This window comes from Spirulina sp. CCY15215 (assembly GCF_016888125.1).
GTDB lineage: Bacteria > Cyanobacteriota > Cyanobacteriia > Cyanobacteriales > Spirulinaceae > CCY15215.
On the sequence record NZ_JACSWA010000433.1, the window covers coordinates 23,003 to 42,249 of the forward strand.

General features: G+C 45.3%; 19 protein-coding genes. 7 read left to right on the forward strand and 12 right to left on the reverse strand.

The genetic code is table 11. The features are described 5' to 3' along the window. Positions 1 to 15 precede the first annotated feature (15 nt). The 5 genes from JUI58_RS12945 to JUI58_RS12965 form a co-directional block, all read right to left on the reverse strand. Entirely contained in the window at positions 16 to 2,394 is a 2,379-nt protein-coding gene (locus JUI58_RS12945) for a secretin N-terminal domain-containing protein (RefSeq protein WP_204104208.1), read from the reverse strand. Between the two features lie 142 nt (positions 2,395 to 2,536). Next, on the reverse strand, positions 2,537 to 3,334 hold the full coding sequence (locus JUI58_RS12950) for a hypothetical protein (protein WP_204104209.1): 798 nt from the start codon (positions 3,332 to 3,334) through the stop codon (positions 2,537 to 2,539). Between the two features lie 52 nt (positions 3,335 to 3,386). Then, complete coding sequence (locus JUI58_RS12955) at positions 3,387 to 4,220, reverse strand: PilN domain-containing protein (RefSeq protein ID WP_204104210.1); 834 nt, start codon at positions 4,218 to 4,220, stop codon at positions 3,387 to 3,389. 1 nt (position 4,221) lies between these two features. Further along, positions 4,222 to 5,325, reverse strand: coding sequence for a type IV pilus assembly protein PilM (gene pilM / locus JUI58_RS12960; protein WP_204104211.1), 1,104 nt, complete (start codon positions 5,323 to 5,325; stop codon positions 4,222 to 4,224). Positions 5,326 to 5,376: 51 nt separating this feature from the next. Next, complete coding sequence (locus tag JUI58_RS12965; RefSeq protein WP_239121448.1) at positions 5,377 to 5,937, reverse strand: hypothetical protein; 561 nt, start codon at positions 5,935 to 5,937, stop codon at positions 5,377 to 5,379. Between the two features lie 13 nt (positions 5,938 to 5,950). Between JUI58_RS12965 and JUI58_RS12970 the strand changes: the two genes are divergently transcribed. The 3 genes from JUI58_RS12970 to rpoD all read left to right on the forward strand — a co-directional run bounded on the left by JUI58_RS12970 (position 5,951) and on the right by rpoD (position 9,543). Then, positions 5,951 to 7,117: an FtsW/RodA/SpoVE family cell cycle protein gene (locus JUI58_RS12970; RefSeq protein WP_204104212.1), complete on the forward strand. Its 1,167-nt coding sequence runs from the start codon at positions 5,951 to 5,953 to the stop codon at positions 7,115 to 7,117. A 77-nt stretch (positions 7,118 to 7,194) separates the two neighbouring features. Further along, positions 7,195 to 7,968 carry a hypothetical protein gene (locus tag JUI58_RS12975; protein WP_204104213.1) on the forward strand — a complete coding sequence of 258 codons (774 nt, stop codon included), beginning with the start codon at positions 7,195 to 7,197 and terminating at the stop codon, positions 7,966 to 7,968. A 438-nt stretch (positions 7,969 to 8,406) separates the two neighbouring features. Beyond that, a complete protein-coding gene (gene rpoD, locus JUI58_RS12980) occupies positions 8,407 to 9,543 on the forward strand; it encodes an RNA polymerase sigma factor RpoD (protein ID WP_204104214.1) in 1,137 nt (378 codons plus the stop codon). 46 nt (positions 9,544 to 9,589) lie between these two features. Here the strand turns inward: rpoD and rsmD are convergent, their stop codons facing one another. Continuing rightward, the gene (rsmD, locus tag JUI58_RS12985) at positions 9,590 to 10,387 is read right to left on the reverse strand and encodes a 16S rRNA (guanine(966)-N(2))-methyltransferase RsmD (RefSeq protein ID WP_306465756.1); all 798 of its coding nucleotides are present in this window, start codon (positions 10,385 to 10,387) and stop codon (positions 9,590 to 9,592) included. On the opposite strand from rsmD, the gene JUI58_RS12990 reads away from it, so the two are divergent. Beyond that, positions 10,335 to 11,744, forward strand: a complete 1,410-nt coding sequence (locus tag JUI58_RS12990) for a DUF3370 domain-containing protein (protein ID WP_204104216.1) — start codon at positions 10,335 to 10,337, stop codon at positions 11,742 to 11,744. The two genes, rsmD and JUI58_RS12990, sit on opposite strands and share 53 nt — an antisense overlap. Before the next feature lie 77 nt (positions 11,745 to 11,821). Here the strand turns inward: JUI58_RS12990 and JUI58_RS12995 are convergent, their stop codons facing one another. From JUI58_RS12995 to surE, 5 genes are all read right to left on the reverse strand, one after another. After that, positions 11,822 to 12,190: a DUF1499 domain-containing protein gene (locus JUI58_RS12995; RefSeq protein WP_204104217.1), complete on the reverse strand. Its 369-nt coding sequence runs from the start codon at positions 12,188 to 12,190 to the stop codon at positions 11,822 to 11,824. Positions 12,191 to 12,253: 63 nt separating this feature from the next. Further along, positions 12,254 to 13,069 carry a hypothetical protein gene (locus JUI58_RS13000; protein WP_204104218.1) on the reverse strand — a complete coding sequence of 272 codons (816 nt, stop codon included), beginning with the start codon at positions 13,067 to 13,069 and terminating at the stop codon, positions 12,254 to 12,256. Between the two features lie 30 nt (positions 13,070 to 13,099). After that, positions 13,100 to 13,705, reverse strand: a complete 606-nt coding sequence (locus JUI58_RS13005; RefSeq protein ID WP_204104219.1) for a VWA domain-containing protein — start codon at positions 13,703 to 13,705, stop codon at positions 13,100 to 13,102. Between the two features lie 71 nt (positions 13,706 to 13,776). Next, a complete protein-coding gene (locus tag JUI58_RS13010; protein WP_204104220.1) occupies positions 13,777 to 14,253 on the reverse strand; it encodes an NAD(P)H-quinone oxidoreductase subunit N in 477 nt (158 codons plus the stop codon). 69 nt (positions 14,254 to 14,322) lie between these two features. Beyond that, positions 14,323 to 15,150: a 5'/3'-nucleotidase SurE gene (surE, locus tag JUI58_RS13015; protein ID WP_204104221.1), complete on the reverse strand. Its 828-nt coding sequence runs from the start codon at positions 15,148 to 15,150 to the stop codon at positions 14,323 to 14,325. 74 nt (positions 15,151 to 15,224) lie between these two features. Here surE and JUI58_RS13020 point away from each other — a divergent pair, with 74 nt between their 5' ends. From JUI58_RS13020 to JUI58_RS13030, 3 genes are all read left to right on the forward strand, one after another. Next, positions 15,225 to 15,680 carry a SufE family protein gene (locus JUI58_RS13020; protein ID WP_204104222.1) on the forward strand — a complete coding sequence of 152 codons (456 nt, stop codon included), beginning with the start codon at positions 15,225 to 15,227 and terminating at the stop codon, positions 15,678 to 15,680. 207 nt (positions 15,681 to 15,887) lie between these two features. Next, the gene (locus tag JUI58_RS13025; RefSeq protein ID WP_204104223.1) at positions 15,888 to 16,688 is read left to right on the forward strand and encodes a family 16 glycoside hydrolase; all 801 of its coding nucleotides are present in this window, start codon (positions 15,888 to 15,890) and stop codon (positions 16,686 to 16,688) included. A 134-nt stretch (positions 16,689 to 16,822) separates the two neighbouring features. Then, positions 16,823 to 18,595, forward strand: coding sequence for an ABC transporter ATP-binding protein (locus JUI58_RS13030; protein WP_204104224.1), 1,773 nt, complete (start codon positions 16,823 to 16,825; stop codon positions 18,593 to 18,595). 31 nt (positions 18,596 to 18,626) lie between these two features. Here JUI58_RS13030 and JUI58_RS13035 read toward each other — a convergent pair whose 3' ends face one another. Next, positions 18,627 to 19,007: a response regulator gene (locus tag JUI58_RS13035; protein ID WP_204104225.1), complete on the reverse strand. Its 381-nt coding sequence runs from the start codon at positions 19,005 to 19,007 to the stop codon at positions 18,627 to 18,629. Positions 19,008 to 19,247 lie beyond the last annotated feature (240 nt).

Consider the following 19,247-nt stretch of genomic DNA (forward strand, 5'->3'; position numbering starts at 1 on the left):
ATTTCAGGCAATGATTTATTGTGGGGGAAGGGGTACACCTTGCTGTTGCAATATTTGTCGCGCATCTTGACCCGGTGTGTAACTATAGCCATAGTTCGAGGTTTGCGAATCATTGAGAATGCGCGGTGAAACCAGAACAATTACCTCTGCCCTTTGATTTTCACGAATGGTGCGCCGGAAGAGGGCACCAATGATGGGAATATCTCCGAGAAGGGGAATTTTTTGGATCTGTAGTCGATCTTGATCCTGAATAATACCGCTCAAAATTAAGGTTTGACCATCTCGGATGCGGACTTCTCCAGAATTAAGGGTGCGAGAATTGAGCAAAGCAATTTGTTGACTGTCATCTCCTGCGGCAACCGTAGTATTTTGCCCAACGGTACTTACGGTTGGATTAACTTGCATAGAAATAAAACCATTGTCATCAATACGACTCACAACAATCGCAAGCGTTAATCCTACTTCGGTTTTTTCAACGTTAGTTGTTGTTGTCACCGTGTTTCCTGTTGCTTCCCGTGTTGTTTCTACATTAGAAATGACTTCTTGGGTTAAATTGACCGTTGCTCCTTGACCTTCTTGGACGATGAGAGTTGGGTCTGTGAGAATTTTGGCATTGTTGTTTTGGATGGAGAATTGTAATTGGGCGAGGAAGGCATTAACAACATCGAAAGTGCCGCTATTAACAGGAGGGCGAAAAGGAATACCTGCTTGCGTTGTTCCTACTCCCTCAAAGGTCGTAACCGGATCCGAAGGTCCTGTTTCCCCGCGATCGATTTGGAAATCTATTGGTGCTGCTGCCCCCGTCCCATCTTGTAGCAGGGGAAGATTGGAGGAATCGGTTCCAAAGTTAATAATGCCAATACCATTAGAGTTAACAATTCCCGTGTCGTTAATACCCCAAGAAAAGCTCGAACCAAAACGACCAATATTATTTAGGTTAACATCAACAACTTTGACATTAATGGCAACTTGACGCAAACGAGCATCCAGTTGAGTGAGATAAGAACCTGCTATTGCAACAAGGTGGGGTTCACCGACTAATGTTATCGTATTTAAGCGACTATCAGGGGCAACAGATAAGCCTCTGAGAGGTTTTGGACTGGAACTCTCTTGAGGAGATAACGATTGAATACTGGGAGATACAGCCGGAGTAGTGGATACTAGACCACCAGAAGCTGTCGTCTGTTCTCTTTCTCCAGGGGTAAATATTTGGGTTTCTGCCCCCAAATTCGTGAGATAGGATGCAGCATTGCTCGCTTGTACTTGATTCAATCGGAATGTACGGCTAATCACATCGCGAGCGGTTTCTGGCAGTTCCACTCCAACAAAAATTGTTCGTCCTTTGCGTACTGCTTGTAATCCTGTTGCTTGAATCACGTAGTTGAAGACATCCTGTACGGGTTCGTCTTGTAAATCGAGGGAAATTGCTGGACCACCCCCCCCAGCAGATGCTCCTTCCGTACCCCCTGCACCGTCGGCAAAAATCAGATTGAGATCCGCCGATCGCGCCAACAAACCCAACACTTCTCGCACCGGGGCTTCCTGCAACACAATCCTCGGTACTCGCGCCGAAGTTCCCAAATCGAGAATTTGTTGAGAGACATTCACATTAGCCACCGCCATCGGACCCACTGGAGGCGGTACGGGTTGAGGTAATAAAGGGGGAACCGGAACGACGGGTTGAGCGGGTTGGGCGAGGGGTGCCGGGTTGCCTTCTAGGGTAATTTGCGGGTTAGGGGCGATCGCATCCGATCGCTGTGCTAGTTCAGCAAAAACGCTAGGGTCAAAAGGAGGAAGCTCGGGTTGGGGATCCGGTTGGGCAATGGGGGGAGCGCTTGCCGTTGCTGTCGGGTCGGGAGTAACCGGAGCTTGTTGCGGGAATTGCTGCTCTAAGGGCAATTGCGAGGGTAAATCCTGGCTTGATGGGTTGGGATTGGGAACCGGGTCATTTTGCCTCTGTAAGCTCAAACGCTCGGTATTTCCAGGAGCAAAACTAAAGACGATCGCCCCCGCTTCTCGTTGTAAAACTTGTCCTTGGGGCTGGCGATCGCTTCCCGTCACCCTAACCACAACACTCTCGGAAGTTTCCTGCCACATTTCAATCAACGCAATACCCGCCACCGGATTAACCTGACTAAAAAGATTACCAGCAGGAAGAGACAACTGACTGTTTAAAATTGCCGCTTCCAAACGGTTCCCCGCTTTAGGCACCTGAATCACTTGAGGAACATCACTACTCCCCGCCGTTTCCAGAATCAATTGCACCCCAGAACTCGTAGGCTGTAACTGTACCCCCGTAATCTGAATATCCGCCGCCCGTGCAGCTTGGGAGGCAACCAAGACGATCGCCGCAGCCCCAGTTAAAATACCAACCGACTTTTGATAAACTCTCACGATTTACTCCTCGACCAATTTGAACTGTAGTGAAAACCAGCAAAGAATCCAACCAAATTTGATTTTCCCTTGCTAATAACTTATCTCAATTTTGCCTTTTACCCAGAAATATAGTGCTTAATTTCTTGATTTCTACCCTTTTCTATGGGGCTGCACCTTCTACTGGGGCTGCACCTTCTACTGGGGCTGTACCATCTGCTGGGGCTGCACCTTCTGCTGGGGCTGCTGCATTCTGAGCGGCCAACTCCTCCTCACTGACAGGAATCAGAATTTCGATATCAAATTTGGTTGTTAGCTCAGGCTGACCCGACGTTAAAATGTTACCGCGAGGAGTTAATAAGCGTTGTTCCTGTTCGGCAACTTCCATACGAACATTTTTGACCACCAATAACGTTTGCACCCTCTCCAAACTTCTGAGAATTTCCAAAGTTTCGCCAAAGGGAGCCTCAATAGTTAAATCAATTATTTTTTGACGCTTGAGCAAACCATTAACCGGTTCTCCCCAAGAACCATCCGCGATCGCCTCTGGTTCTCCCGAGGGCGGAGCGTAACTGAGCAAGAGTCCGCGATTTTTCACCTGTTGGTTAATTGTCAGCAACAAAGTATCTAAGCTGGCTTCTCCAGAGAATAAACTCAATACCTCTTTTTGAGAGGCTTGAACCTGTTGCAGTTGAGCTTGCAGTTCCTGGCTTTTGGCTTGCAAGTTTGCCAGTTGTAGCTTCTGCACCTCTTTTTCATCAACCTGTGTTTTTAGGGTTTGTAAATTATCCCAAGCTGGCTTCAAAAATTGATAACCTAAACCTCCCGCAGCAGCCAAACCGATAACCGCAATCATAACACCGCCAATCATGGGCGTAAACGTAATCCCAAACGCATTAGGATAGGGAGATTTTTCCTCTTCCTCCCCACCCATTGGGGCCAGATCGTCTGCAAAAGTCATAAAAATACCTCCAGTAACAACAAACAAAGAAAAGGGAATATCCCCCCAGATTTTATTCAGCAGAAATCAGTCCCCTTTGTTCAAGATTTTTAATCCGAACTACTGAACCAAGGGCCCCTTTACTTTCTAATTGAGTCACGAGTTCTGCTGGGGGTTGTTCGCTGAGATCGTTGAGGGCAATTTCTAGGGTATATTCGACCACTTGAGGCAGTTCGAGAGCCACTGCGCCCTCTTGCCCTCCTGCCTGTTTAAGATCGTTGGGGTCGTCAACCAGTTTGGCGCTGACAATTTTCCCCGTATCTGGATTGAAAAAAAGCGATTTTTCCAAGGACAACAAGAAATAATTGACAGTATCGTAGGAATCTGCATAACCCAAAATGGATAAACTCGATCTAGGTTTGATCTCTGCCACGGGGGGCTGACCTGGTGGGGGTGCTGCTGCTGGTGCCGCCGCCGCTACCACTTCGGGTTCCTGCTCCGTGATGGACTTGATTTGTACCCCTGGGGGAATGCGATCGCGAATATCCGCTAAAACCGCCGACCAAGGCAGAATCTTGACGAAAACCGTCGCCAGTCCGTCGGTTTGTCGTTGAGCAACATCAATTTGCCCTTGCAATTCTTGGATTTGAGCGTTTTGTTGTTGCAGAAGACCCAGTTCTCCATCTAAAATCCGCGATTGTTCCTCATATTGAGCGGTTTGTAGGTTGAGATAAACAAACCCCGCCCCCGCAATTCCTACCCCAACCAGACCGATCGCCCCTCCCACAAACAAGGGAATGAGTTCGTCAAGGGCGATTTTCCTGGCAGGAGTTTTGGCGGCTCCTCCCGCAGCAGGTGCCGCACTAACAGCGCGATCTTTGAGAAAATTAACGTCTAAGCTATACATTTTAAATCTCCCGCAGTCCCAAACCTAAAGCAATTCCCAATCCTGGACGAACAACGTCGGGGATATCTTCATCTGTTTCGAGGGACAATGAGGAAACAGGGTCGATCTGAGCCGTGGGTAAACTCAAACGATTGGTAAAAAACTCGTCGAGTTGACCAATACCACCACCGGGACCCGCTAATAATAATTGTGCCACTTCCAGTTCCCCGCTTTGATTGAGATAAAAATCAATGGAGCGGCGCAATTCATCGGTTAATTCTCCCAATACCCTCAAGAGGGCGGCCATGCCTGGATTAATGCCTGTGGCCCCAGTTCGCAGGCCATCTACGGGGGTGGTGGGAATGGTCATGCCTTGCAGCATTTCTGTATCCCGTTTGGTGGGTAAATTCATGGCTCTAGAAAGGGCGCTTTGCAGTTGAAAAGTCCCGATGGGAACTGTACGGGAAAATTGGGGAACCCCATCTACAATGATGGCAATTTCGGTACTTTCAAACTCGATATCCACTAAAACGGCGGCTTCTTGGGGTCCAAATTGCCGTAGTTGTTCCCGAATGGTACGAATGAGGGCAAAACTGTTAATATCGAGGACATCAATTTCTAAGCCCGCTTGCTGCATCGTATCAACGTAAACATCCGTGACTTCCCGACGGGTTGCTACGAGTAAGACTTGCACTTTTTCAATGCCGTCTTCATCCTCAAAAAAGCCCAGTTTTTGATAGTCCAAGTCTACTTCTTCTCGGGGATAGGGAAGGTATAAACCCGCCTCGTGGTTGAGAACCATTTCTTTCAGTTCTTTGTCATCCAGTTCCGCAGGAATGGGAATAATGCGAATGATCGCCTCGCGCATGGGGATGGCGGTGGCAATTTTTTTACACTTGATATTATTTTGATTGAGGGTTTCTTGGATCAATTCAGCTAGGGCGGGAGAGTCTACAATTTGTCCATCCTCAAAGATGCCTTCGGGGACTTCTGCGGTAATGTAGGTATCTAATTTATAGGTTTGCCCTTGTTTTTTCAGTTGCACGATGTTAATACGTTCGGGTGCAACTTCGAGGCCGAGTCCTTGCCCAGATTTGGCAAATAGACCTTTTAGCGAACTAAACATAGATTCAACAGTAATCGGTAATCGGTTAGAGCGATCGCGTTATCCTTTCAGTTATACAGTGTAACCATCGTAGGGTTGCAAAAGTTCTAATAAAAACTCGTGAGCATAACAACGAGTCTTGTGGTTTCCTGTCTGATGCCAACCGGTAACAGTATTCGGCGATCGCCATAATTCCCAATGTTCCACTCCAGGATCGGCGTAAAAACTCTGCTCACCAGACCCTAATAATGCCCCACTCCAATGCGTAAAATAGTCGTGACTGAGACGATAAAGAGGAAAATTGCCTGCTAAGGGGACTCCCCAACCATCAAGGGCTATCAAGGCGCGAATTGTTCCTCCTTGAATTTGCCATGCTAAGGCGGCCAATATTGCCCCCACAACCCCAGCACTAAAGGCAAGGAAAAGCAGGGGAGAAGAGCGATCGCCATTTTTGTTCAGGAAATTTAGGACATCTATGCCGGAATAGGGAGGAATAGTTGGGGGGAGAATGAGAAGGCGATCGCATAATGTTAATCCTAGATTCTCAATAAAACTCTGGGTAAGTTCTGGAGGATGAATGCCTGGACAAATTAAAATTGTCATTTGGATTTGTTGGAATTGATAACTATTCACTGCTGATTGATCGATGATTAAGATTCGTTATTTAATACCCTTTTTCGATTTTGGTGTTTCCAACTGGGCGATCGAGGCTCGTTTGGTTCGTTGGTTGACTATGATCTGGATGTTTATGGGATTAGTGGTTCTATTTTCTGCCTCTTATCCCGTTGCAGATGCTGAAGTAGGGGATGGTTTTTATTACTTCAAGCGACAAATTATCTGGATCTTGTTGGGGACGATCGCCTTTAATATTGTCGCGCGATCGCCTTTCCGCTATCTTCTCCCTGTTTCTCGTTGGATTCTGTTTGTATTATTAGGGTTAATGATTGCCATTCTCATTCCTGGAGTCGGTACTACCGTCAATGGTGCAACACGATGGATTACTGTCGCCTCCATTCCCATTCAACCCTCAGAACTGATTAAACCCTTTCTTGTCGTGCAAAGTGCCAGTGTGTTTGGACGCTGGAAACAACTCTCATGGTTAACGCGGGTATTTTGGCTGGGTATTTTTGCGATTATTCTCGGGGGAATTCTCCTACAACCCAACCTCAGTACAACCGCTCTTTGTGGCATGACCCTTTGGTTAATGGCCGTCGCTGCGGGTTTACCTTGGTTACAACTGGGAAGTACCGCAGTTTCGGGCATTTTACTCGCGGTGGGTAGTATTTATTCCCAAGAATATCAACGACGCAGAATCATGTCTTTTCTTGACCCTTGGCAAGATCCTATGCAGGATGGTTATCAATTGATTCAAAGTCTTTTAGCTGTTGGTTCCGGGGGAATATGGGGATCGGGGTTTGGACTTTCCCAGCAAAAATTGTTCTATTTGCCTATTCAATATACTGATTTTATTTTTGCTGTCTTTGCCGAAGAATTTGGTTTTGTCGGCAGCATTATTTTGCTCATACTATTGATAACCTATGCAACTCTCGCTGTTTTTATTGCCTTGAGAGCTACCCAACCGATTCAAAAAACCGTTGCTATCGGGGTGATGATTTTGTTAATCGGTCAATCTTCGATCAATATTGGCGTGGCGACGGGAGTTTTGCCTACAACGGGTTTACCGCTTCCCTTCTTCAGTTATGGTGGGAGTTCTATCATTTCTAGTTTGATTTTAGCGGGCTTATTGGTTCGAGTCGCTCGGGAAAGTAATGAAGCAGAAGTGGTTTCTCTGCAAGGACGAAGAGAGCATTGAGCGCGATCGCTGATAATATAACCTTATTCCCCTCCTGATCGTTGCTCGTTACTCGTTACTTTTCCTCTCTCCCCTCCATGTCTCAATTAACCCCTTGGCGAAAACAACTGCGCCATCCCTTACAAAGTCAGATTTTAATTAACCTCGAAGGTCGCTTGTTGCGGGCGATCGCCTCAAAGCAGACTCGCACCCTTGGTCTTTGGCTGTTAGTTTCCCTCGGGGTTGCACTTTTGCTGATTTGGAATTGGCAACTCGTTCTCACTACGGGGCTGGGAATCGCTGCCATGTGGGGAACTTACGTGATGCAGGGGTGGAATTGGCAAGAACGTCTCAGCAAAGCGCTTCGTTTTCTTAAGAGTCCTCAATCTCGTTTGATCCTTGCTGTTGCTGGTGGTGGGCTAACAACTTTAGGCACGTATTTAGCCGTTTCAATCTGGGCGCATTCGGAAAATCGTTGGTTGGCTCTTGGTTCACTTTTGCAAGGTGTAGCGACTTTGCTCACATTAGCCTTATTGGGTTGGTACGGTACTAGCGATCGCCAATATCGAGAAGAAACCCGATACGAGCAGTTATTATTGGAACTCACCAGGGTAGATCCCCTTAAACGTTTAATCGTGGTTCGTCAATTGACCCAGTTATCTCAACGCTTAAATGAAGGCGATCGCACTCAACTGCTGGAATATTTTCGCTTGCTCCTTTCCCGTGAAGAAGACGAAAAAGTTAGAAATGCTCTCTTGAAAGGCTTGGGAACTTGGGAACGCAAACAACTCAAGTTAGAAAACAAACAGCCTTTAAAAATGCCCGTACACTTCCCCAAATCTACACCACAATTCCATCACCTTGAAGATTAAAATCAATACTCACCATACATTTGAACTAAGAAAAAACAAAAATGCCTATTTTTTGAGGAAGCGGGAAAATAAGCTGTCATTTTAGATTGAATTGATTACAATGGCCTGCAGTTCAACGCGATCGCCAACAATTGAGCAAAGTCATAATGTAACAAAATCAAAACATGATGAAAGAAATTAAATGGAAGCGAACCCATTTTTTTGTAAGAGAGGTTACAATCGGAAGGGTCTTCAGAGTTTGGGTGGAAATAACCCCCAACTGGAGAAGACATCCCCGATGGAAAAATCAAATAATGGTGTGAGTTATCAAGATTGACAGACTAAATCGGGGAAAGATATAGATTAGTCCCAAACGGGGTATAAGGCATCTTACCAAGTGCCTAGAAATTTAACACTTGATGTTCTGGTCTTGAACTGAAGGAGCAAGAGGAAAACGGCATGACCCAGGCGAATTACAATCTCGCAACAATTACCCAACCTCAGACAGAGTTGGAGCTTTTGATTGACGGAGATACCGCACAATCATCAAAAGATGATGCACCGGTAATCGAAAAAGCACAGAAAGCACAGAAAACAACTACTAAAAAAAGCCCAGCTTCCCGACGCAGGGAACAGAGCAAGAAGAAACCCTACACTGAGGATTCAATTCGCGTTTACCTGCAAGAAATCGGTCGCATTCGACTGCTACGGGCAGAAGAGGAGATTGAACTGGCTCGTAAAATTGCTGAATTGTTGGAGTTTGAACGGGTTCGCGAGGATCTGGTTGAAAATAACGATAGTGAACCTAGCGATCGCGAATGGGCTGAAGCGATGGACATTGAGTATCCTAAGTTTCGCCGTCGCTTATTTGAGGGCAGGCGAGCTAAAGATAAAATGGTTCAGTCTAACCTGCGTTTAGTGGTTTCTATTGCTAAGAAATACATGAATCGAGGACTATCCTTTCAAGACTTGATTCAAGAGGGATCCCTGGGTTTAATTCGTGCCGCCGAAAAGTTCGACCACTCGAAAGGATATAAGTTTTCCACCTACGCCACTTGGTGGATTCGTCAAGCCATTACTCGGGCGATCGCGGATCAATCACGTACTATTCGCCTTCCAGTTCATCTCTACGAAACCATTTCTCGTATTAAGAAAACAACCAAAATTCTCTCTCAAGAAATGGGACGCAAACCCACGGAGGAAGAAATCGCAACTCGCATGGAAATGACCATCGAAAAACTGCGCTTTATTGCTAAATCCGCACAACTTCCCATCTCATTAGAAACCCCCATCGGGAAAGAAGAAGATTCTCGATTGGGGGATTTTATTGAGGCAGATGGAGAAACGCCGGAAGATCAAGTTTCTAAAAGTCTCCTGCGAGAAGACCTAGAAAATGTCCTTGATACCCTTAGTCCCCGAGAGCGAGATGTATTGCGCTTGCGTTACGGTTTGGATGACGGACGCATGAAAACTCTAGAGGAAATCGGTCAGATTTTCAATGTGACCCGAGAGCGAATTCGCCAAATTGAGGCGAAAGCATTGCGGAAATTGCGCCATCCTAATCGCAATAGTATTCTCAAAGAATATATTCGCTAATTTATCTTCTCAAATATTGACTGTAGGGACGTTAAATTTAACGTCCCTACAGGTTTTCACAATCTTCTGTATTACAGAAAAACACTAATGCGGTATTACCGTAAGTTTTTTTGCGTACTGGTTTTAAGAAGGCGATCGCCTCGGGATGCCAAAATTTAGGATTGTATTCTACGGCCATTTCCCCAGACTCTGCCAAAAGTTTCTTCTGGGCAATTATTGCTAAGACGGGATGATAAAGTTCGCTTTGATAAGGCGGATCGAAATAAATGCGATCGAATTGTTGTCCATCCAAACGCTTTAAAGTTCGTCGGACATCTCCTCGGATGATCTGAAATTCTGGGGATGGTTGCGTCATCTGCTGCCAATTCTCTCGTATAATCCCGCAAGCACGTCCCACCAGTTCGAGTCCCACCACCCGCGACGCACCGCGACAGAGTGCCTCCGCCCCCATTGCTCCATTGCCCGCACAGATATCCAACCAGCGACAGCCATAAACCTCATCTTGCCAAATCTGAAATAACGCCTCCCGCACTCGGGCGGGAGTGGGGCGAATATTGCGACCCGGCATCGTTTTTAAGGGGCGATTTCCGTAAATTCTCATTTTCTTTTCCAGATTGTACCGATCGCTTGCGAAGGAGGAATAGAGACTGATTTGTAAAATTACAAAGAAAATGTTAACAATCTTACCCTCAATGCTAAGATAACCCTTCAGGATTACAGTTATTGTGGGGTGCGTTTGCATTTGTCTCGATCCGCACAGTGTAAATTCTCTCCCTACTTTTGCATTGCTTATGTTGTCTTTACTATCTGCACTGACCCTCGCCCAAGTTCCCCAAACTGCCATCGATGCTTTTCATCGCCCTGCCCGAGAAACGATCGTACAACCGCAGGAAATTAGGGTTTTACCTGGAAAATTAGACGAGATTCCAGTTTTCAATAGTAATAGTCCAGAAGTTCTCTACTCAGCCGGAATTCTGTTATCGACATTTCCTCCCCAAGGAATGTTTGCTCCTAGCGCTCATCTCAATTTACCCCTACGAGGGCGCTTTGATATCTTCAGTCATCATATCGCTCGGGGGCGAACGGAGGAGGATTGGTTGCCAAAATACCACGGGCTTCTCGTTCGCAATCCGAATAATTATCCTGTGGTGATGAATGTTGTGCAAGGGGTAAGCTACGTGACTAACCCCGATGCGCCGTTTATTGATTTACCTCCCGTTGTGGAAAATCGCGGTGGGATGGTATTTTCTGGTCCGGGATCCCGTTTAGCTGGGGATGTTTTACGCGGTGTTGATGACAATGAGTTTCCCGATCGCCTAATTCTCCAGCCTGGGGAAAGCAAAATGTTGTTTAATTTGCCGATTCAGTTGGGCAATGCGCGATCGACTTTGTTAAAGGTGGAAACAAGCGGAAATGTGTATATGGCTAGTTTAGCTATGCCTGCGATCCAACAAGGGAACCAACGCGCCCATCGTCCCCCAACTTTGGAAGAATGGGAAAATTTATTGGCCCAGGGTTATTTGGCGTTTCCCCGCGATCGCCCGCCGACTCCGATCGGAGAAACGAGACGAGAGGTAATTTATGGTCGCGTGGCGGGAGTGGCGCGAGGTTCTCAATGGCAGACGCAAATTGTTGATGAAGGTGGCTCTTATTTAAGTATTCCTAAACTTGGAGAAGCCTTTTCTTATCCCATCAGTACGGTTAACGCGGGAACATTAGGAACGGGACAAATTCAAAGTGCGCCGATGTTAGTTCGCTATCCTGATACGGCGTATTTAGCACATGGGAATTATGGGGTTCATTATCAATTTACTCTACCGTTAAGAAACAATGGCGATCGCCGCAAAACGGTAACTTTAACTTTACAAACTCCTCTCAAAAGCGATCGTGAAGTGGGAGAATTGGCGTTTTTGGAACCCCCAGGCGATCGCGTTTTTTTCCGAGGCAGTGTACAGGTACGCTATAAGGATGAACTTGGTTTATTACGGGAGCAGTTTTTCCATTTGGTACAGCGTCAAGGGGAACAAGGGAAACCCCTAGTCACTCTCAGTTTAAAACCGGGAATGACGCGGGAAGTTACTGTTGATTTTCTCTATCCTCCCGATGCGACTCCCCCACAAGTTTTAACTGTCAGTACGGAAGATAATACTTTGCAGGTTAATAAGGGATCGGAGGAGAAAATTGAGATTAATTTTGAGTAAAAATCGCGCGGTCTGAAGTATTGCGTTAAATTGGGTGCATCTCAAATTTGTAAATCTGTAATAATGCAGAACTAAAATTATAGTTTGGTGCGAATTTCTTCAACCCGCTTGCGATTCGCACCTAAGTCCGATTTTCCTAAACGAGATGCAGAACGAACATGAATAACTTTTGCATTAGAATCGAGGTAAAACTCGACATCATCAACAAATCCCATTAATTTGCTCTTGAATTCTGCATACAGATAATTGTCAGTTTCTTTGATAATTTTTGTTAATTCCATGCCTTCGATAACTTTGCGTAATTGCGCTATAGAAGTCATCGGTAAAGGGGCAATCTTTTCTTGAGATTTAGTGCTTTGAGATGAGACACAATTGGGAGTCCCAGGACAAGGCGCTAATTTGCCATTCTTTATCCCTAAATTGCTGGGTCGTTTTCCTGAAAACATAATTTTTATCTCGATAATTTTTTAACTAGAATAATTATAAACGCCGAAGTGTTTTTAAGGGAACTATTTTTGATTGTCCCAAACGGTTTCTAGATAGTCGATCGCTGCTTCTATTTGATTGGGATAATGTTCGGCAAACTCGGAAAACCAGAGTCCCTCACCAGAATAAGGATCTAACTGTTTTAACCACTCTTCTGCTTTATGTTTTAGGGCTTTGCGTCGCTGTTGTCTTGCCCATTCTCGTTCTCGTTTTTCCCGCAATTCTTGTTGCTGTCTGTGTAGGCTATCCTCAATATCTCCTTTGTGAAACTCATTTTTTAGATTCGCTAAAAGATCGTCTGTTTTAGGATCGTTACGATGTCGAGAAGGGGGGGATTTTTCAGCTTGTTTTTGTTGAAAATCTGCTTTTAAATTCGACAAAAAGCGATCGGTACTCCCAGAAACTTGCGGTTGGTGCGATCGCCTCTCTGCTTGCTTATTTTTAAAATCTCCTCGCACTTCCGATAGCATTTTTTCAATTTGAGTGCGATCGCCTGTCGATCTCGACGGTGTTTTCTCGGCAAATTCCTCGGTTACATTGGCCAGTAAATCATTGATCGCGCTAGGTTCGCGTTTTTGTGGTTGTTTCTCCTCATTATTGCCAAATTCAGCCTGCATTTGAGCCAATAGATCGTCTGTAGAGGATTGTTTGCTTTGCTGGGACATGGGGGGAATTGCATTCGTTTTACTTCTATTTTGAAACTTTGCTTCCATTTCTGCCAACATCGTCTCAATTTCTCCCGCTTCTTCTTGGCGATCGCGGGACTCAATCTGCTTTTCTTTCTGCTTCCCTTTAAAATCCGACTGCATTTTAGCCAGTAAATCATCCAGCGAATCCATCTTTTCCGTCTCCCTCGGTTTCCTATTGTCTCAATCTACGATCGCATTCATTAAAACTTCCGTTAGGGTCATAGTTTCCATGCGATCGAGGGTAATAGTATCAACAATATCGAACATTGCTCCAGCCCGTAGCAAATCATCATCTAACCATTGTAAAAAATCCGTTACTTGGCGATCGCTTCCCACCTGAATAAAAGAAATGCCTAACTCTTCATCCTTCTCGATCTGACTGGAAGCATTAATAATAACTCGCGCTACTGCTTCGCGATCGCGGAATGTCCCATCTGTCACCACGAGAAAAATTTCCCCGTTGGGTTGCGCGATTCCCTGAGATTTACGTTCAAAATAGTTATGTAGTGCGTGTTCTAATGCTCCCGAAAGTCCCGTGTGACCCGAGGGGTGATTTTCTGAGAAAATTCGATCGACAAGATCGGCTGTAACATTATCGTAACGCTGAAACCGTCCGGAAAAAATATAAACAGTAATTCCATCGGGATCGAATTCTTCACATTTTTGTGCAAGAGCAAAAGTAGCTTCTCTCATAATCTGCCAGCGACTTTTCCCGTCAGGGCGATCGCATTGTGACATACTGGCACTTCTATCGATAATCAAGGTATAGTCGCGAGCTTCTAGCATATAAATTCCTCATTTAAGTCACCGAAATAGATTTCATATAGATTTCACTTCGGTGACAAGTGTTTTAAGTTTCAAGCAGCCGCCAGAATATCTTGCAGGGGTGAATAGCGAAAATAGCGCTCTCCTCCCAGTTCTAATACTACTTTGATTCTTGGCTCTTCCTTGGGTAAATTTATGAAATATTCAATTTCCTGCCGTGAAAGCACCATCGCTTCGATAACCCAAAGCACTAACCCTTTAGAAGTGGGAGGCAGAGTTGCCAGTTGAGTCGTCGCGATGGGAGGAACATAATAAACAGGTCCCACCATTGCATCTTGTCCGATATTTTTCTTGCCTAGGTGAGGAGGCCGCACGCCGTGAACTCCTGTTAAATAGGCTGCAACATCCCCTAAACCTCTAGCGGTAATATGTAGGGTATTATAACCATTTACTCGCAAGCGTCGTTGATAGCGTCCTTCAAAACCGCCCTCGAGAGGAGCGTATACTCCTAATGCTCCGGTTTCTTCCAAAGCACGAATAAATTTTTTGCCAGTGGTCAGCAGTGCCATGTGGGTTAAATTTGTAAAGATCCTCAAGAAGATTATAAGGTAAAGGAAGCGATCGCATAACAAGATATATCATTGCAGATTAGCATAAAATGAAAAGCGATCGCATAGCCAACCAAAGCCGCGAACATCAGTTAAATTATATTGCAAGGGAGTAATCGAAATATAATTCTTGCCAATAGCCTGCACATCCGTGGGAACATGAGAGGGTAAATGTAAATGTTCCGGCTGTTCGATTTCTGTGACGACTTCTCCCGCTAACCAATAGTAAGTTTTGCCTCGAGGATCGGTTCGTTTTTCAAACTGTTCGATATAGCGACGAATGCCCTGACGAGTGATGAGAACTCCTGCAACTTCGGCTTCGGTTACGGGGGGAATATTAACATTGAGTAACGTCGCTTCTGGTAAGGGATTTTCTCCTAATTTAGTCAATAATTCTCGCGCAAAATTTGCGGCGGTAGGAAAGACTTTTTGAGTTGTAAAACTGGCTAAACTAAAGGCAATACTGGGAATATCTTCCATAATCCCTTCCATTGCCGCAGAAACGGTGCCGGAATAAAGGATATCTGTGCCAAGATTTGCCCCTTGATTAATGCCAGAAAGAACGAGATCCGGTCGCTCCTCCACTAAAGCATAGAGGGCCAGTTTGATACAATCAGCAGGGGTACCCGAACAAGACCAAGCGGTAACGGAGGGATGGTAAAGAGATTCCACAGGATAAGCGCGGATCGGCTGGTGTAGGGTGAGGCCGTGACCGGTTGCAGAACGTTCGCGATCGGGGCAGACTACGGTAACATGATGCCCTGCTTTGGCTAAAGTATCGGCAAGGATTCGGACACCAGGGGCAAATATGCCGTCATCATTACCGATGAGGAGGTTTAAAGGGCGATCGCATTGCATAAATTTTCTCTTTAAAGGGTTTTATGTTTGTTATAATACCGATAAATTTCTGGAGAAGGCTATCTTTATTTCCTATGTCATCTGCTACTTACCCTTTACCTCCTAACTTAAATCGCATTGTTGAACGATTCAAACGGCACAGCGATCCGAAACAGCGTTATCGACAATTACTGGGATATGCTAACAAACTTGCCCCGATGCCGGAAGAGGGTAAAATTATCGAGAATAAGGTACCGGGATGCGTTTCACAAGTTTATATTACTGCGGATCTTGAAGATGGAAAAGTGATTTATCAGGGAGACTCAGATGCTCAATTGGTAAAAGGGTTAGTTGCACTTTTAATTGAAGGGTTAAAGGGTTTGACTCCAGAAGAAATTCTGCAAGTTACACCGAATTTCATTGAAGAAACGGGGTTGAAAATGAGTTTGACTCCTTCTCGTGCGAATGGGTTTTATAATATTTTTCAAACTATGAAAAAGAAAGCACTGGGATTTCAACTGGCAACTACAGAAAAATCGACTTCTTGTTAAATCCTCGCTGATTTCCTGCACTAAAATCAACCTGAAGTCATAAATTTGGGAAACAAACCTATTTTTGCGGCTTTTTCCACTATAATTACTCAAACTGTTGCGAAGTATCTTAACTTGGTGCTTGCAGCAGGGGTAAAATATTAGATAATTGAGGAGTCATTGATGTTTCGCTCTAAACGAAATTTCCTAAAAGGTGGAATTGTTGGTATGACTGCATTATTGCTATCGATCAGCACGGCAAATGCGGAAAGAACTGAACCCCTTGAGGTTACACAAAACCATACCCACCAACATCTGTACCCATCCCTTCTGGGTGGAGTTGTTGAATATTTCCCTCTGCGATCGCTGGCTGAATTAGCCGGGATGAGAACCGATCGCGTCGCTGTTAATGTGGAAGATACAACTTACCAAGGTTATCAAGCGATAAAGGTTGTTGTTCAAGATACTCATAAAGCAGTTGACAATCCTCTTGATCCAGAACTGAGAAGACAGGAAATAGCGGCAGGTGCTTGCGACGGTTGCCCCTTTTTCAATATTGGCACGCGACCTTTTCATAATGGTACGATCGAGGTTGATGTTGCAAGCGGTCCTCTTGAATCCTTCGGATTTATTGGCATTTTCTTCCGGGTGAAATTGAATGAAAATAACCCGAAAAATTCCCAATATGAAGGGTTTTATCTACGACCTAAGTTTAGCGCCGCAGATGAACCTTTACGGAGTTTTACCGCACAATATTTCTCTAAACCTGATTATCCTTGGTACAGACTGCGGGAAGAAGCACGGGGAAAATACGAATCCTATGCTGATGTGGAACCTGGTGCTTGGACAAAAATTCGCATTGAAGTGTTCGGAGAAATGGCACGGTTCTATGTTAATAATAATCCCGAACCTGTTTTAGTTGTAGAGGATCTCAAAAATGGTGCGGACTCGATGGGAACAATCGGACTCTATACTGAACCCGATATTAATGCCTACTTTAAAAACCTAAAAATTACTCACGCACCTTAAAGCTAAGTAAAAGAGAGGGGGATTTAACTCCTCTCTTTCTGGTCTGGTTTTTAACGCCAATATAAAACTTGTAATATATTAGAGATATTCTGGCTACAAGATTTCTAACGGCACTCAAAACGGATTGAAAGCAATTGTCTCCCTCAGCCCCGCAAAAACACCCTCTGCAACGTCTCCTCCGCTATGGACGCAGATATCGTCTCTTAGTTTGGCAAGCGATCTCCTGCTCCATTCTCAATAAAATCTTCGATCTTGCACCTCCCGTCCTCATCGGTATTGCTCTTGATGTCGTCGTCAAACAGGAACATTCCTTTGTTGCCAATTTGGGTGTTACCCGTGTTTTTCCCCAACTGGTATTGCTTTCCGTCCTCACGGCGATCGTCTGGGGGTTAGAATCTGCCTTTCAATATGCCTACGAACGATTATGGCGTAACTTGGCACAAAGCATCCAACACGATCTCCGTCTCGATGCTTACGCTCACTTACAAGACCTCGAACTGGCTTTTTTTGAAGAGCGTAGCACGGGGGAATTACTGGCCATTCTCAATGACGATATCAACCAATTAGAGCGCTTTTTAGATGTCGGTGCCAATGATATTTTACAGATTGTTACTGCAGTACTAACCGTTGGGATTGGCTTTATGGTCGTTGCTCCCAATATCGCCTGGATGACCGCTCTACCCATGCCGATTATTGTCTGGGGGTCTTTTGCTTTCCAAAAGCATCTCGCACCTCTTTATAAAGATATTCGGGAAAAGGTGAGCGTGCTAAGTTCTCGTCTCTCCAATAATTTGAGCGGTATTACTACCATTAAAAGTTTTACCACAGAAGCCTACGAATTGGAACGACTAACCCAAGATAGCGAGGCTTACCGACAAAGTAACTATAGGGCGATCGCCCTCAGTGCGGCTTTTATTCCCCTGATTCGCATTGCCATTTTATGCGGTTTTACAGCGACACTCTTAGTGGGAGGGTTAAACGTGGTGGAGGGACGCTTATCGGTGGGTATTTATAGCTCCTTGGTCTTTATGACCCAACGCTTGCTCTGGCCTCTCACCAGTTTGGGCAAAACTTTAGACCAATATCAGCGCTCGATGGCCTCCACCTATCGCGTCCTAAATTTGCTCGATACTCCCATTAATATTCCTTCTGGGCATCTTTCTCTTCCTCACATAGAAGGTAAAATCGAGCTAGAGAATGTCAATTTCACTTATCGCGATCGCAATCCTGTTTTAGAAAATCTTTCTCTCACAATCCCCACAGGAAAAACCATCGGGATTGCTGGGGCGACAGGTTCGGGGAAAAGTACCCTCATTAAACTCCTTTTGCGCTTTTACGAGATCCAAGACGGAAAAATCAGCATTGATGGGGTGGATATTCGCGATATTCGTTTGCAAGACCTGCGAGGGGCGATCGCCTTAGTCAGTCAAGATGTATTCTTATTTCACGGTAGCGTGCAGGAAAACATTGCTTACGGGACACCAGAAGCGACCTTTAACGAAATAGTCGCAGCAGCCAAACTCGCCGAAGCCCACGAATTTATCACCACTCTGCCGCAACAATACAATACCATTGTCGGGGAGCGAGGGCAAAAGCTATCGGGAGGCCAGAAACAACGTATCGCGATCGCTCGAGCCATCCTCAAAAACCCCCCCATTCTCATCCTCGATGAAGCCACCTCTGCTGTAGATAATGAAACCGAGGCCGCGATCGCCCGCTCCTTAGAGCATATCACCGAAAACCGTACCACCATTGCGATCGCCCATCGTCTCTCCACTATTCGCAATGCCGATTGTATCTACGTCATGGATCGCGGTCAAATTGTCGAGGGGGGCAAACATGAAGAATTATTAAAACTCAATGGCATTTACGCTAATTTATGGAAGGTACAAACTGGCATAAAATAAATTAAGTAGAAATACTGAACTATTCCCTAATTCAAGCCTCCCATCCCAAAGCCTCCATGATGCGATCGCCAAGTTGCACAGGGTCGAAAGGTTTCGTCAATACAGCCTTAACCCCAAGTTGAGCATAGCGTCTTTGTTCCGCAGCCTGTACCTTAGCCGTGAGAAAAATAACAGGAATAGCTTGGGTGATGGGATTTTCTCGGAGTTTTGCCCAAGTTGTCGGTCCGTCCAAATCTGGCATCATCACGTCCAAAAGAATGGCATCAGGTCTTTCCTTGAGGGCAACCTTTAACCCTTCTGCTCCCGATGAGGCTGTTAGTACCTCCCATTCAGTATTAATCTCCAAACTCAACTGTGCGACGGCTCGAATATCTGCCTCATCATCTACAATCAAAATTCGTCGCTTGGCCATCTTCTCAATTCCACCTCTTTTGGATGCGCTCTTTCGGTTTGTCAAACTGAAAGAGCATTTTGTCCGACTCAAGGCATTTTGACATAATCCCACCGCTAAATCAAAGTATTAGTAAGAGCTTTTCTAGCGATCGCCGTGCCAGTGTGAACTACCGCTATCGAATCAAAGATTACGATAGCGGCTTCCCTTTTCACTGGGGATCGCGCTAGACAGAACCGAAGTTCTACCACCTCGTCTTAT

What these genes read in the sequence shown, in the direction of transcription:
- JUI58_RS13020 (WP_204104222.1), top strand. Translation starts at nt 15,225, where the DNA reads ATGTCATCTGCTACTTACCCTTTACCTCCTAACTTAAATCGCATTGTT.
- JUI58_RS12995 (WP_204104217.1), bottom strand. Translation starts at nt 12,190, where the DNA reads ATGTTTTCAGGAAAACGACCCAGCAATTTAGGGATAAAGAATGGCAAA.
- JUI58_RS12970 (WP_204104212.1), top strand. Translation starts at nt 5,951, where the DNA reads ATGATTAAGATTCGTTATTTAATACCCTTTTTCGATTTTGGTGTTTCC.
- JUI58_RS13010 (WP_204104220.1), bottom strand. Translation starts at nt 14,253, where the DNA reads ATGGCACTGCTGACCACTGGCAAAAAATTTATTCGTGCTTTGGAAGAA.
- surE (WP_204104221.1), bottom strand. Translation starts at nt 15,150, where the DNA reads ATGCAATGCGATCGCCCTTTAAACCTCCTCATCGGTAATGATGACGGC.
- JUI58_RS12950 (WP_204104209.1), bottom strand. Translation starts at nt 3,334, where the DNA reads ATGACTTTTGCAGACGATCTGGCCCCAATGGGTGGGGAGGAAGAGGAA.
- JUI58_RS12955 (WP_204104210.1), bottom strand. Translation starts at nt 4,220, where the DNA reads ATGTATAGCTTAGACGTTAATTTTCTCAAAGATCGCGCTGTTAGTGCG.
- pilM (WP_204104211.1), bottom strand. Translation starts at nt 5,325, where the DNA reads ATGTTTAGTTCGCTAAAAGGTCTATTTGCCAAATCTGGGCAAGGACTC.
- JUI58_RS13035 (WP_204104225.1), bottom strand. Translation starts at nt 19,007, where the DNA reads ATGGCCAAGCGACGAATTTTGATTGTAGATGATGAGGCAGATATTCGA.
- JUI58_RS13025 (WP_204104223.1), top strand. Translation starts at nt 15,888, where the DNA reads ATGACTGCATTATTGCTATCGATCAGCACGGCAAATGCGGAAAGAACT.
- rpoD (WP_204104214.1), top strand. Translation starts at nt 8,407, where the DNA reads ATGACCCAGGCGAATTACAATCTCGCAACAATTACCCAACCTCAGACA.
- JUI58_RS12975 (WP_204104213.1), top strand. Translation starts at nt 7,195, where the DNA reads ATGTCTCAATTAACCCCTTGGCGAAAACAACTGCGCCATCCCTTACAA.
- rsmD (WP_306465756.1), bottom strand. Translation starts at nt 10,387, where the DNA reads ATGGCAGTTTGGGGAACTTGGGCGAGGGTCAGTGCAGATAGTAAAGAC.
- JUI58_RS12990 (WP_204104216.1), top strand. Translation starts at nt 10,335, where the DNA reads ATGTTGTCTTTACTATCTGCACTGACCCTCGCCCAAGTTCCCCAAACT.
- JUI58_RS13005 (WP_204104219.1), bottom strand. Translation starts at nt 13,705, where the DNA reads ATGCTAGAAGCTCGCGACTATACCTTGATTATCGATAGAAGTGCCAGT.
- JUI58_RS13000 (WP_204104218.1), bottom strand. Translation starts at nt 13,069, where the DNA reads ATGGATTCGCTGGATGATTTACTGGCTAAAATGCAGTCGGATTTTAAA.